This is a genomic window from Pimelobacter simplex (assembly GCF_024662235.1).
Lineage (GTDB): Bacteria > Actinomycetota > Actinomycetes > Propionibacteriales > Nocardioidaceae > Nocardioides.
On record NZ_CP096276.1, the window covers coordinates 1,619,556 to 1,633,094 of the forward strand.

Annotated in this window: 14 protein-coding genes; 13 read left to right on the forward strand and 1 reads right to left on the reverse strand. The window is 70.4% G+C overall.

The annotated features are described in order from the left end of the window. Positions 1-2 precede the first annotated feature (2 nt). From M0M48_RS07725 to M0M48_RS07775, 11 genes are all read left to right on the forward strand, one after another. Positions 3-977 (forward strand): MCE family protein, encoded by a 975-nt coding sequence (locus M0M48_RS07725; protein ID WP_215815013.1) that lies wholly within the window; start codon positions 3-5, stop codon positions 975-977. Next, the gene (locus M0M48_RS07730; RefSeq protein ID WP_215815012.1) at positions 974-2,008 is read left to right on the forward strand and encodes an MCE family protein; all 1,035 of its coding nucleotides are present in this window, start codon (positions 974-976) and stop codon (positions 2,006-2,008) included. The genes M0M48_RS07725 and M0M48_RS07730 overlap by 4 nt, the downstream gene beginning before the upstream one ends. A 5-nt stretch (positions 2,009-2,013) precedes the next feature. Beyond that, entirely contained in the window at positions 2,014-3,228 is a 1,215-nt protein-coding gene (locus M0M48_RS07735; RefSeq protein ID WP_257750692.1) for an MCE family protein, read from the forward strand. 2 nt (positions 3,229-3,230) lie between these two features. Then, the gene (locus M0M48_RS07740) at positions 3,231-4,331 is read left to right on the forward strand and encodes an MlaD family protein (RefSeq protein ID WP_257750693.1); all 1,101 of its coding nucleotides are present in this window, start codon (positions 3,231-3,233) and stop codon (positions 4,329-4,331) included. Beyond that, entirely contained in the window at positions 4,328-4,891 is a 564-nt protein-coding gene (locus tag M0M48_RS07745; protein WP_257750694.1) for a hypothetical protein, read from the forward strand. Before M0M48_RS07740 ends, M0M48_RS07745 begins: the two co-directional genes overlap by 4 nt. A 31-nt stretch (positions 4,892-4,922) precedes the next feature. Continuing rightward, a complete protein-coding gene (locus M0M48_RS07750) occupies positions 4,923-6,185 on the forward strand; it encodes a phospholipase D-like domain-containing protein (protein WP_257750695.1) in 1,263 nt (420 codons plus the stop codon). A 75-nt stretch (positions 6,186-6,260) separates the two neighbouring features. After that, a complete protein-coding gene (locus M0M48_RS07755; RefSeq protein WP_257750696.1) occupies positions 6,261-6,869 on the forward strand; it encodes a TetR/AcrR family transcriptional regulator in 609 nt (202 codons plus the stop codon). A 10-nt stretch (positions 6,870-6,879) separates the two neighbouring features. Then, positions 6,880-7,767 carry an SDR family oxidoreductase gene (locus M0M48_RS07760; RefSeq protein WP_257750697.1) on the forward strand — a complete coding sequence of 296 codons (888 nt, stop codon included), beginning with the start codon at positions 6,880-6,882 and terminating at the stop codon, positions 7,765-7,767. After that, positions 7,764-8,303, forward strand: coding sequence for a carboxymuconolactone decarboxylase family protein (locus tag M0M48_RS07765; RefSeq protein WP_257750698.1), 540 nt, complete (start codon positions 7,764-7,766; stop codon positions 8,301-8,303). Before M0M48_RS07760 ends, M0M48_RS07765 begins: the two co-directional genes overlap by 4 nt. Before the next feature lie 45 nt (positions 8,304-8,348). Next, a complete protein-coding gene (uvrB, locus tag M0M48_RS07770) occupies positions 8,349-10,478 on the forward strand; it encodes an excinuclease ABC subunit UvrB (RefSeq protein WP_215815005.1) in 2,130 nt (709 codons plus the stop codon). Between the two features lie 97 nt (positions 10,479-10,575). Continuing rightward, a complete protein-coding gene (locus M0M48_RS07775) occupies positions 10,576-11,013 on the forward strand; it encodes a VOC family protein (RefSeq protein WP_257750699.1) in 438 nt (145 codons plus the stop codon). 37 nt (positions 11,014-11,050) lie between these two features. Here the strand turns inward: M0M48_RS07775 and M0M48_RS07780 are convergent, their stop codons facing one another. Further along, positions 11,051-11,740, reverse strand: coding sequence for an ion channel (locus M0M48_RS07780; RefSeq protein WP_257750700.1), 690 nt, complete (start codon positions 11,738-11,740; stop codon positions 11,051-11,053). Positions 11,741-11,975: 235 nt separating this feature from the next. Between M0M48_RS07780 and M0M48_RS07785 the strand changes: the two genes are divergently transcribed. Together M0M48_RS07785 and M0M48_RS07790 are read left to right on the forward strand one after the other, a co-directional pair. Continuing rightward, positions 11,976-12,698, forward strand: a complete 723-nt coding sequence (locus M0M48_RS07785; protein WP_215815612.1) for an MlaE family ABC transporter permease — start codon at positions 11,976-11,978, stop codon at positions 12,696-12,698. Next, the gene (locus M0M48_RS07790) at positions 12,698-13,537 is read left to right on the forward strand and encodes an MlaE family ABC transporter permease (protein WP_215815003.1); all 840 of its coding nucleotides are present in this window, start codon (positions 12,698-12,700) and stop codon (positions 13,535-13,537) included. The genes M0M48_RS07785 and M0M48_RS07790 overlap by 1 nt, the downstream gene beginning before the upstream one ends. Positions 13,538-13,539 lie beyond the last annotated feature (2 nt).

Consider the following 13,539-nt stretch of genomic DNA (forward strand, 5'->3'; position numbering starts at 1 on the left):
CCATGAACGAGCGCAGCCCGCTGCGCGTCGGCATCGTCACCCTGGTCGTGCTCGGCCTGGTCGGCGCCTTCGTCGTGTTCCTCAGCTTCTCCAACTTCGGCACCAAGAAGTACACCGCCGTCCTCGAGCACACCGCCGGTCTGCGCACCGGCGAGGACGTCCAGGTGCACGGCGTGATCTCCGGCAAGGTGACCGGCATCGAGCTGCAGAAGGAGCACGTGCTCGTGACCTTCGCCCTCGACAACGGCATCGAGCTGGGCTCGCGCTCCTCGGCGACGGTCAAGGTGGCGACCCTGCTGGGCACCCACTACCTCGAGGTCGACCCCCACGGCTCGGGCAGCCTGGCCGGTGCCCAGATCCCGCTGGAGCGCACCTCGGTGCCCTACAACCTCCAGGACGTGATCGAGAAGGGCTCCGAGGCGCTCGACGAGCTCGACCCCGAGCTGCTGGCCAAGGCGCTGACCGAGATGGCCGGCACCCTCGGGGCCAGCAAGCAGGAGATCGGTCCCGCCCTCGAGGGCGTGGCCCGGCTCTCCGAGGTCGTCTCCCGGCGCTCCGACCAGGTCGGCGACCTGATGGAGGCCACCCGCAAGGTCACCGACCAGCTCTCCGCCAGCAGCCAGGACATCGTCGGGCTGATGAAGCAGGCCAACCTCGTCGTCGGTGAGATCACCGCCCGGCGCGCGGCGATCCACCGGCTGCTCGTCGAGACCACGGACCTGTCCAAGGCGCTCACCGCGATCGTCCGGTCGACCAACGGCAAGCTCAAGCCGGCGCTCACCGACCTCAACGCCGTCCTCGACACGCTCAACCGCCAGGACAAGCAGCTGACCCACCTGCTCGAGGTGATGGCGCCCGCCGTCCGCTACGTCGCCAACGCGACCGGCAGCGGCCCGTTCCTGCCCCTCTACGTCAAGCCGCCCGCGATCCCGGCCGACGACACGACCTGCAAGCTCGAAGGGACGTGCCGCCGATGACCACGACCACCCGGTTCGCCCGCATCGCCGGCGCCCTCGTCGCCGTCCTGGCCGTGCTGCTCGCCTCGGGCTGCAGCGCGGTGAGCGGTGGCGACAAGATGACCGTCAAGGCCTACTTCGCCGACTCCGCCGGCCTCTTCGTCGGCAACGACGTCGGGATCCTCGGCGTCACCGTCGGCAAGGTGAAGTCGATCGAGCCGGCCGGCGACAAGGTGCTGGTCACCATGGAGATCGACGCCGACCAGCCCGTGCCGGCCGACGCCGGCGCCGTCGTGGTCGCCCGCTCGGTCGCCACCGACCGCTACGTCGAGCTGACCCCGGTCTACCGCTCGGGACCCAAGCTCGACGACGACGCGACGATCGGGCTCGACAAGACCCAGACCCCGGTCGACTTCGACCAGGTGCTGGAGTCGCTCAACGACTTCGCGACCGGCATCGGCGGCAACAAGGACACCACCAAGGCCGTCCAGCGCTTCATCGACGCCGGCGCCGAGGCGCTCCAGGGTCGTGGTCCGCTGCTCAACCAGACGATCCACTCGCTGGCCGACGGCGTCGACGGACTGGCCAGCCAGAAGGAGAACATCGCGGCGACCCTCAAGTCGCTCGACGTCCTGCTGACCACGATCTCGACCAACGAGCAGACCGCGCGCACGTTCATCCAGCAGGTGTCCAAGGCCTCGACGATGCTCGCCGACGAGCGCGAGAACTTCCGCCAGGCGCTGCGCTCGCTCGACGAGGCGGTCACCACCGTCGCGAAGTTCGCGGTCGACAACCGCGCCGAGATCGTGCGCAACCTCGACGGGGGCACCAAGCTGATGAAGACGGTGCTGAGCAAGCAGGACCAGCTCGCCGAGATCCTGCGGGTCATGCCGCTGGCCCTCGAGAACCTGCGGATGGTCCCCGGTGACCGGCTCCCGGTCCGGATCGACCCGCTGATCCTCGACCCGCTGGGCGGCATCCTGCAGCAGGTCTGCTCGCGGGTGCTCGGGCCGCTGTGCGAGATCCTCGACGGAACGCAGCCGGGACGGTGAGGGCGATGATGACGATCCGGACCACCGCGCCGCGCGCGGCCACGGCCGCGCTCCTGGCCCTGCTGCTCGGCGTGCTGAGCGCCTGCAGCACCACCATGCGCGACCTGCCGATCCCGGGCACCGGGGTCAGCGGCGACACCATCGAGATCAAGGCCGAGTTCGACGACGCGCTCAACCTCGCGGTCGGGGCTCCGGTCAAGGTCAACGGCGTCGACATGGGCAAGGTCGCCGAGATCAAGCCCAAGGACTTCACCGCCGAGGCGACGCTGACGATCAAGACCGACGCCGAGGTCCGCGAGGGCGCCCAGGCGCGGCTGCGCTACACCACGCCGCTCGGTGAGCTGTTCGTCGACATCACCAATCCCGCCACCGGCAAGGCGCTCGCCGACGACGCGGTGCTCACCCGCGCGTCGACGACCACCGCGCCCTCGGTCGAGGACGCGCTGGCCCAGGCCTCGCTGCTCATCAACGGGGGTGGTCTCGACCAGCTCCAGACGGTGACCGAGGAGCTCAACAAGGCGCTCAACGGCAACGAGGGCGACTACCGGGCGCTGCTGGACAAGGCGTCGGTCTTCCTGACCCGCGCCAACGCCACCACCCAGAGCATCGACGCGGTGCTCACCTCGCTCAACTCGCTCTCCACCACGCTCAACGGGCGCAAGGAGACGATCAACCGGGCGGTCCGCGAGATCCGGCCCGCAGCCAAGGTGCTGCGCGAGAAGACGCCGCAGTTCACCGAGCTGCTCGCCGAGATCGAGAAGTTCACCGGCGCCGCCAACCAGACCGTCGGGGCGACCCGGGCCCAGCTGCTCACGCTGCTCGGCGAGCTGGAGCCGGTGCTGGCGGAGTTCGCCAAGAACAACGGCACCTTCGAGAACTCCCTGCGCGCGGTGATCAACGCCGCCAAGGCGGCCGACGGCGTGGTGGCGACCGACTACCTCAACATCGCCCTCGAGCTGCACCTCGACAACCTCAACGTCAACGGCCTGCTCAGCGGTACGGTCACCGGGCTGGTCCGCGACCTGCTCGACCTGGTCGGCCTCGGCAAGCTGCTGCCCGGCCTGGGCGGCGGGCTGGGCGGTCTGCTCGGCGGGCCCAAGGCGACCGGCGGCAACGGCAAGACCGGCGGCGCCACCGGCGCCCAGCCGGGCGGCAAGGCCCCGGCCGACCCGCTCGGGCTCAACGGCCTCCTCGGCGGCCTGTTCGGAGGGAGGGGCTGATCATGGTCATGAAGCTTCTGGGCAACCGGCTCTACCTGAGCCTGGCCGGCATCATCCTCGTGCTGATCGTGACCACGGCGTACATCTTCGCCGCGGTGCTCGACCAGCCGCTCACCTCCAAGCCCGTCGAGGTCAAGGTCGAGCTGGCCCAGACCGGCGGCCTGTTCGAGGGCTCCGCGGTGACCTACCGCGGGATCAAGGTGGGCAAGGTCCGCTCGATCGTGCCCGCCGACAACGGCGTGCTCGCCACGATCGCCATCACCTCGGGCACCGAGATCCCCAAGGACGCGCTCGCCCGCGTGCGCAGCCTCTCGCCGGTCGGTGAGCAGTACCTCGACTTCCAGCCGAAGAAGGCCTCGGGGCCCTATCTCGCCGACGGCGACACGATCCCGGCCGCCTCGACCGACCTGCCCAAGAGCCTCAGCTCGACGGTGGTCGCGGTCAACAACGTGCTGCGCCAGATCGACGACAAGAAGCTCCGTGTCGTCCTCGGCGAGCTGAGCACCGGCCTCAAGGGGACCGGCGACGACCTCGGCCGGATCCTCGACCAGGGCACCGCCCTGCTCGAGACGCTCGACTCCGTGTGGCCCGAGACCGACCGGGTGATCAGCAGCTCGGGCTCGGTGCTCTCGATCGCCACCGACAACGCCGACGCGCTGCGCCAGCTCGCCACCTCGTCCAAGCGCTTCGCGCAGTTCCTGCGCGAGTACGACCCCGAGCTGCGCGACATCCTCAAGCGGGGCCCGGGTCAGATCGACGAGCTGATCAAGCTGGTCCGCGACGCCAACGAGGTGCTGCCGGGCTTCCTGTCGGCCGGCGTCAGCTTCACCGACGTCTTCCGCTCCTACGAGCCGCACCTGCGCGCGCTGCTCCAGAACTACTCGCCGGGTCTGCGCTCGCTGCTGGCCAAGGTCCGCGACGGTGAGCTGCGCATCGAGCTCATCCCCGACAAGATGCGCAAGGAAGCGACCTGCACCTACGGCACGAGCCGGCTCAACCCCAAGGTCGACCAGCGCCGCGCGCTCCAGCGCGACGGCCGCTGCGCCGCCGGGCTGACCTACCTCCAGCGCGGTGCCGCCAACGCCCCGGGACCCGTGCGATGAGCGCCGAGAGCCGCCGGCCCGGCAACCTCGTCCTCGGTCTCGCCGCGCTGCTGGTCGCCTGCCTGGCCGTGGGGGCCTGGCTGCTGGTCCAGGAGCGCGGTGCTCAGGACGACCTGGCCCGGGCCGAGAAGCAGGTCCAGACGCTGACCGGCGAGAAGGAGGCCGAGCAGGCCGCCCTCGGTGCCGCCAAGTCGATCCTGGTCGAGGTCACGTCGTACTCCTGGAAGGACGGGGAGCACGAGTTCGCCTGGCTCGACAAGATCGCCAACACCGAGCTCAAGGACAAGCTCGCGCCCAACGTGAGCGGGCTGCAGAAGGCCATCGTCGACGGCAAGGTCTCGGCCAAGGGTCAGGTCGTCGATGCGGCCGCGCGCGCGGTCAGCACCTCCCAGGTCGAGGTGCTGGCGTTCGTCGACCAGGCGCTCACCGACGAGACCAACAAGGACGTCAAGATCGAGCAGCAGCGGGTCAGCCTGACCATGAAGCTCGTGGACGGCACCTGGCTGGTCGACCGGCTCGAGCTGCTCAGCGGCGACAACGCTGGTGAGGGTACGCCCTAACCGCCTCGACGCTGCCGATAGATTGACGCGCGTGGCGCACCCCGACGGAGACTCCCTGGCCGGTCTGCGGACCGCGCTCCGGCGGATCCTGCTGACCCTGATCGGCGTCCCGTTCGTGGTCGCGATCGCGATGTCGCTCGTCGACTCCTACCGGCGCCGCGGCAAGCGGCCCAAGCCGTTCCCGACCACGACGCCGCGCACGGTCGAGGTGGGCGACGGCGAGGTGACGACGTACACCTTCGGCCGCGACCTGTACGACGACATGCTCGCCGCGATCGACGGCGCCCAGCGCCAGATCCTCTTCGAGACCTACATCTGGAAGGGCGACGCGACGGGGGAGCGGTTCAAGCGCGCGCTCATCGCCGCCGCCGAGCGCGGGGTCGACGTCTACTGCACCTACGACGCCTTCGCCAACCTGGTCGTCTCGCCGGCGTTCCAGCGCTTCCCCCCGAGCGTCAAGGTGCTGCGCTACCCGGTCTACTCGGCCGGCTGGCGCTTCTTCGACCTGCGCCGCTACGGCCGCGACCACCGCAAGATCCTCGTCGTCGACGACGCCGTCGGCTTCGTCGGCGGCTACAACATCGGCTCGGCCTACGAGAGCGAGTGGCGCGACACCCACGTCCGGATCACCGGGCCCGCGGTGTGGGACCTCAAGCGCGCCTTCGCCGACTTCTGGAACCTCAACCGCCGCCGGCGGCTGCGCGGCACCGAGCGGCCGCTGCTGCTCGAGACCGCCTCGACCTGGGAGCCGCGGGTGCGCCTGCAGCGCAACGTGCCGCGGCTGTGGATGTTCCCGATCCGGGCGATGTACCTCGAGGCGATCAACCGGGCCAGCCGCAACATCTGGATGACCCAGGCCTACTTCCTGCCCGACGAGGACTTCATCGCCGCGATCAAGGACGCCGCGCGCCGCGGGGTCGACGTCCGGCTGCTGCTGCCGCTGAAGTCCAACCACATCGTGGCCGACTGGATCTCGCGGGGCTACTTCACCCAGCTGCTCGACGCCGGGGTGCGGATCCTGCGCTACCGCGACGCGATGGTGCACGCCAAGACCGCCACGGTCGACGGCACCTGGGCCACGGTCGGCACCGCGAACATCGACCGGCTCAGCCTCTCGGGCAACTACGAGATCAACGTCGAGATCATCGACGAGGCCTTCGCCGCCGAGCTCGAGGCGATCTTCGAGGTCGACCAGTCGCACTGCCTCGAGCTGACCAGCGGCGAGTGGGAGGCGCGGGACATGCACCGCAAGTTCACCGAGCTGGTGCTCGCGCCGCTGCGCCCGCTGCTCTGAGGAGCCCCGCCCGGTCGGGCGGCGGACCGTCGTCGACGATTGACGAACAACATTGTTCGTGAAACTCTCCGGACCATGACGACGCTGCCGCGCGGGCGCCACGGCCTGAGCCGGGACGCGGTCGCGGCGGTCCAGCGCGAGCGGATCTTCCACGCCATGGCCGACGCCATGGCCGAGCGCGGGTACGCCGGCACCCCGGTCGCCGAGGTGATCAAGCGGGCGGGGGTCTCGCGGGAGACCTTCTACCAGCACTTCGGGTCCAAGCACGACTGCTTCCTCGCGGCGTACGAGTGGGCGACCGACGCGCTGCGCGCGGGCTTCGCCGAGGGGATCGCCGTCGGCGCCGAGCGGCCCGCGCCGGAGCGCTTCGACGCGCTGCTCGGCCGCTACCTCGCCGCGCTGGCCGAGGACCCGCGCCGGGCCCGCCTGTTCCTGGTCGAGGCGTACGCCGCCGGCCCCGAGATCATGCGCCGCCGGCTCGCCGTCCAGCGCGAGGCGGCCGCGGCGCTGGCGGCGCTGTTCGGCGTCGACGGTCGTGACGAGGCCCGGCTCTTCGCGTGCGAGGCGCTGCTCGCCGCGATCATCCAGATGGCGACCGCGCGGGTCGTGCTCGACGACGCCGCCGCGCTGGCGTCCCTCCGTCCCCCTCTCGTCGCCCTCGCGGCGACGCTGTTCCCGAGCTGAGGAGAAGTCCATGTGGTTCCGAGCCCCGGTCCGTGACCTGGCCGGCAAGCAGGTGTTCGTCACCGGCGCCGCCAGCGGCATCGGCCGCGCCGTCGCCCGCTATGCCGCCGATCGCGGCGCCGTGCTGCACCTGACCGACATCCAGCCCGACGCGCTTGCCGCGGTCGCGGCCGAGATCCGGGCCGGGGGAGGCCAGGTGGCGACCGCCGAGGTCGCCGACGTCGCCGACCACGAGCAGGTACGACGCCTCGCGGCGCTGGTCACCGAGCGCGCCGGCGCGATGGATGTCGTCCTCAACGTGGCCGGCATCGCGATCTGGGGCACCGTGCGCAGCCTGGAGCCCCAGCACTGGCAGCGCCTCGTCGACGTCAACCTGATGGGCCCGATCCACGTGATCGAGGAGCTCCTGCCGCCGATGATCGACGCCCGGCGCGGGGGACAGCTCGTCAACATCTCCTCCGCGGCCGGGATCATCGCGATGCCGTGGCACGCGGCCTACAGCGCGACGAAGTTCGGCCTGCGCGGTGTCTCGGAGGTGCTGCGCTACGACCTGCGCAAGCACCGGATCGGCGTCAGCCTGGTCTGCCCCGGGGGCGTCGACACCGGCCTGGTCGAGACCATCCGGATCGCCGGCATCGACCAGCAGAGCAAGGCGTTCGTGCGGGCCCGCGGCCACTTCCAGAAGCGCGCGGTCTCGCCCGAGCAGGCCGCGGCAGCGATCTGGAAGGGCGCGCTGCGCAACCGCTACTGGGTCTACACCTCGCCCGACATCCGGCTCGTGCACTGGCTGCAGCGCTACTTCCCGCCCGGCTACGCGATCGCGATGCGGGTCTTCAACTACGGCGCCAACCGGGTGCTGCCCGCCGTCGAGCAGGCCCGCCGGTCGGACGCCGCGTGAGCGGCGCCCGGATCGAGCCCGGCGGCTGGCGTGAGGTCGGCCCCTTCGTGGCGCTCTTCGCCCGGGTCGCCGGCCGGGTCCAGGGGACCGAGCCGCCGGCGGTCTTCCTCACCCTGGGCCGGCACCGCCGGCTGTTCTGGGGGTGGCTGCACTTCGCCGGGCGGCTGATGCCGGGCGGCCGGCTCTCGCGGCGCGAGTCCGAGCTGGTGATCGTGCGGGTGGCCGCGCGCCGGGAGTCGGCGTACGAGCTGGAGCAGCACCGGCGCCTGGCCCGCCGTGCCGGTCTCGCCCGCGAGGAGGTCGCCGCGATCGAGGCGGACGCCGACCACCCGGGGTTCAGCGTCCGGGAGCGGCTGCTCCTGCGCGCCACCGACGAGCTGCTCGCCGACCAGGACCTCACCGACGGGCTGTGGTCCGAGCTGGGGGAGTGCTTCGAGGACCGGGAGCGGATCGAGATCCTCATGCTCGTCGGTCACTACGCGATGCTCGCGACCGCCCTGCACACGCTGCGCGTGCGCCCCGACCGGCCCCGCTGACCCGGCGCCGGAGCGACTGTCGGCGCTCCCTCGTACGCTGAAGGCATGCGTCCGGTCACCGATCTCGAGCGTCGCGTCGCGCCCTTCCACGTCCAGTCCGACTACCAGCCCTCGGGCGACCAGCCGGCCGCGATCGCCGAGATCACCAAGCGGCTCAACGACGGGGTCCAGGACGTCGTCCTGCTGGGCGCGACCGGTACCGGCAAGACGGCGACCGTGGCCTGGGTGGCCGAGCAGGTGCAGCGTCCGCTGCTCGTGCTCCAGCCCAACAAGACGCTCGCCGCGCAGTTCGCCAACGAGCTGCGCCAGCTCTTCCCGGACAACGCGATCGAGTACTTCGTCTCGTACTACGACTACTACCAGCCCGAGGCGTACGTCCCCCAGACCGACACCTACATCGAGAAGGACTCCTCGATCAACGAGGAGGTCGAGCGGCTGCGCCACTCCGCGACCAACAGCCTGCTCACCCGCCGCGACGTCATCGTGGTCTCGACGGTCTCGTGCATCTACGGCCTCGGCACCCCCCAGGAGTACGTCGACCGCATGGTCCGCCTCCGCGTGGGCGAGGAGCACGACCGTGACTCGGTGCTGCGCCGCCTGGTCGAGATCCAGTACACCCGCAACGACCTCGCCTTCACCCGCGGCACCTTCCGGGTGCGCGGCGACACGCTCGAGATCTTCCCGGTCTACGAGGAGCTCGCGGTCCGCATCGAGTTCTTCGGCGACGAGATCGAGCGGCTGATGACCCTGCACCCGGTCACCGGCGAGGTGCTCACCGAGGACCAGGAGCTCTACGTCTTCCCGGCCAGCCACTACATCGCGGGCCCCGAGCGCATGGAGCGCGCGATCAACGGCATCGAGGCCGAGCTCGGCGAGCAGCTCGAGACCTTCGAGAAGCAGGGCAAGATGCTCGAGGCCCAGCGCCTGCGGATGCGCACGACGTACGACATCGAGATGATGCGCCAGGTCGGCTCCTGCTCGGGCATCGAGAACTACTCGATGCACATGGACGGCCGCTCCCGGGGCAGCGCGCCCAACACGCTCATCGACTACTTCCCCGAGGACTTCGTGCTCGTCATCGACGAGTCCCACGTCGCCGTACCCCAGGTCGGCGGCATGTACGAGGGCGACATGTCGCGCAAGCGCAACCTCGTCGAGCACGGCTTCCGCCTGCCGAGCGCGATGGACAACCGCCCGCTGCGCTGGGAGGAGTTCCTCGAGCGGATCGGCCAGACCGTCTACCTCTCCGCGACGCCGGGCGACTACGAGCTCGACAAGGTCCAGGGCGACGTCGTCGAGCAGATCATCCGCCCGACCGGGCTGATCGACCCCGAGGTCGTGGTCAAGCCGACCAAGGGCCAGATCGACGACCTGATCCACGAGATCCGGCTGCGCACCGACAAGGACGAGCGCGTCCTGGTCACCACGCTGACCAAGAAGATGTCCGAGGACCTCACCGACTACCTCCTCGACGCCGGCATCCGCACCCGCTACCTGCACTCCGAGGTCGACACCCTCAAGCGCATCGAGCTGCTGCGCGACCTGCGCCTGGGCCTGTACGACGTCCTGGTCGGCATCAACCTGCTCCGCGAGGGCCTCGACCTCCCCGAGGTCTCCCTGGTCGCGATCCTCGACGCCGACAAGGAGGGCTTCCTCCGCTCCGACAAGTCCCTCATCCAGACCATTGGCCGCGCCGCCCGCAACGTCTCGGGCGAGGTCCACATGTACGCCGACAAGATCACCCCGTCGATGGAGTCGGCCATCGAGGAGACCAACCGCCGCCGCGCCAAGCAGGTCGCCTACAACGAGGCCCACGGCATCGACCCGCAGCCGCTGCGCAAGAAGATCGCCGACATCACCGAGATGCTCGCCCGCGAGGACGAGACCACCCAGGAGCTCCTCCAGACCTGGGCCGACGTCGGCCAGAAGGGCCGCGCCGGCGGCGTCAAGCCCAAGGTCGCCCCGACCCCGCACCTGCGCTCCACCGACATCGGCGGCCACGCGGCCGAGCTGGCCGGGATGCCCAGCAGCGACCTGGCCCAGCTCATCCAGGACCTGACCGAGCAGATGAAGGCGGCCGCGGCCGAGCTGCAGTTCGAGCTCGCGGCGCGGCTGCGTGACGAGATCGGCGACCTCAAGAAGGAGCTGCGGCAGATGATGGAAGCGACGAAGTGAGGAGCGAATGCCGGCCGAGGAACGAGGCCGAGTGTTCGCGACGAGCGAGGAGCTGTGCGAGCGAAGCGAGCACCGGCGACCAAGTGAGGAGGGCCCGATGAGCACCGTGCGCGAGGTCCAGGTGACCTTCGACTGCGCCGACCCCCGCGCCCTCTCGGAGTTCTGGAACGAGGTGCTCGGCTACGTCCTGCCGCCGCCCCCGCCGGGCTTCGCCGACTGGGACGCCTTCCGCGCCTCGCTGCCGCCCGAGCTGCGCAACAGCGCCTCGGCCTGCATCGACCCTGACGGGGCCGGCCCGCGGATCTTCTTCCAGCGGGTCCCCGAGGGCAAGGGCGCCAAGAACCGGGTCCACCTCGACGTCCGGGCCGCACCCGGCCTGGCCGGTGACGAGCGGATGGCGGCGCTCGAGGCCGAGGCCGCGCGCCTGGTCGCCCTGGGGGCGAGCCGGGTCGAGCGGCACGAGCCGGCGCCGCCGATGGGTGCCGGGCACCTCGTGATGCAGGACCCCGAGGGCAACGAGTTCTGCTTGGACTGAGCGCGCCGCGCCGCGCTGCCGGCCTGGCGCCTCAGCCCTAGTCCCGGCGCCGCGCGCTGAGCCCGACCAGCCGGGCGACCACGAGCGCGACGTAGAAGACGCCCGCGACCTGCTCGACCATCACCAGCGATCGCGCGTGCGCGAGCACCGGGTAGACGTCGGAGAGCCCGACGCTGGTCATCGCGGTGAAGGACAGGAAGAGCAGCTCGAACCAGTCCAGGGGCACCGCGCCCGTCGGGCTGGTGTAGCTGATGAACGCGCCCGGCCAGAGCACCTGGGCGGCGGCGTACAGGTAGGCGAAGCCCCAGGCGACCACGGTGAAGGCCGCGCCGGTGGCGAAGAGCTCGTCGCGGGTGACCTTGTCGTCGTGGAACAGGTAGCGGATCAGCGCGTAGGAGACGAAGAAGTAGAACGGCGCGTGGAAGACCGCTGAGGCCAGGACGATGCCGTCGCTGTCGGGCTGGAAGGCCTCGGCGACGGTCAGCACCACCGCCGGTACGCCGAGCAGCAGGGCGACCCACGTCAGCGCCGGCGTACGACGCACCGCGGCCACCGCGGCGAGCAGCACCAGCAGCTGGAAGACGCCCGCGAACGCGAGGCCCAGGTCGGATCCCTGGAGCGCCGGGTAGGCCAGGACGACGAGCAGCTGGGCGCCCAGGAGCACTCCGGAGGGGTGCCGGCCGAGGGCCGCGAGCGGGCGGGGGAGACGGTCGGCGGCGGTCGGCACCTGCCGATCGTAGGTCCGGTGGGGCGTGACCCGGGCCACGCGCGCGCCGTTGAGGGTGTGGAGGGAGTGATCGGCGCCACTTCTCGGACATGTCGTGTCGGTCACAACGAGAACGTGTTCTAATATCGCGAAAGCTCGTAGCGAGCCGCGGGGACACATGGGAGCTGGGGAGAGGAGACGGCGCGTGGCGTTCAACGCCGTATCGATCGTGCGTGGCCCTGGCGAGATCGCGCTGATGGTGGTCGAGGTCACCAAGCGGATCCTGACCCGCCCGTTCCAGTTCCGGGAGTTCCTCGAGCAGGCGTGGTTCGTCACGAGCGTGACGCTCGTGCCGACGATCATGGTCTCGATCCCGTTCGGCGCGGTCATCTCGCTCCAGGTCGGCAACCTGACCGGACAGCTCGGCGCGCAGTCCTTCGCCGGCGCGACCGCGGTGCTCGCCACCGTGCGGGAGGCGGCGCCGATGGCGGCGGCGATGATCATCGCCGGTGCCGCCGGATCGGCGATCTGCTCCGACCTCGGCGCGCGCAAGATCCGCGAGGAGATCGACGCCATGGAGGTGCTGGGCATCGATCCGCTCGAACGCCTGGTCGCCCCGCGCGTGGTGGCCACGATGTTCGTCGCGCTGATGATCAACGGCATCGTGATCGGCACCGGCATCGGCGGCGGCTACTTCTTCACCGTCATCGTCCAGGGCGGCTCGGCCGGCGCCTTCCTCTCCTCGTTCACCGCGCTCGCCTCGCTGCCCGACCTCTACATCGCGATGGTCAAGGCGCTCATCTTCGGCTGGCTGGCCGCGATCATCGGGGCCTACAAGGGCCTCAACGCCGGTGGCGGTCCGAGCGGTGTGGGCCGCGCGGTCAACGAGTCGGTGATCATCGCGTTCATGGCGCTGTTCTTCCTCAACGCCGTGATCACCGCGATCTACTTCCAGATCTCCCCGCCGGCGGGCCTCTGATGGCCGCCGTCAGCGAGCTCGTCGGCGACGCCTACAAGAGCGGCCGCGGCACCCTCGAGGGGTACGGCGACCAGCTGCTCTTCTACCTCAAGGCACTCTCGTGGGTGCCCCGGGCGATCCGGCGCTACCCCCGCGAGATCACCAACACGCTCGCCGAGGTCGCCTTCGGCGCCGGCGGCCTGAGCCTGATCCTCGGCTCGGTGGGCGTCATCGCGTTCATGGCGTTCTTCGCCGGGACCGAGGTCGGCATCCAGGGCTACGCCTCGCTGAGCCAGATCGGCGTCGCGAAGTTCAGCGCGTTCATCTCGGCGTACTTCAACACCCGCGAGGTGGCGCCGCTGGTCTCCTCGATCGCGCTCGCCGCGACGGTGGGCTGCGGCTACACCGCCCGCCTGGGCGCGATGCGGATCTCCGAGGAGATCGACGCGCTCGAGGTGATGGGCATCCCGTCGCTGCCGTTCCTGGTGACGACCCGGATGGTGGCGGCGTTCATCGCGGTCATCCCGCTCTACATCGTGGCGCTGCTGGCGTCGTACCTGTCGCCGCGGCTGATCGTGACCTACATCTACGGTCAGTCCGCCGGCACCTACGACCACTACTTCCTGCAGTTCCTGCCACCCATCGACATGCTGTGGTCGTTCTTCAAGCTGCTGTTCCTCGCCGTCGCGGTGATCCTCATCCACTGCTACTACGGCTATACCGCCTCGGGCGGACCGGCCGGCGTGGGCCGTGCGGTCGGCAAGGCCATCCGGACGAGCATCGTCACGATCGTCGTCGCGGACTTCTTCCTCAGCTTCGCGATCTGGGGCTCGACCACCACCGTCCGGATCACGGGGTGACG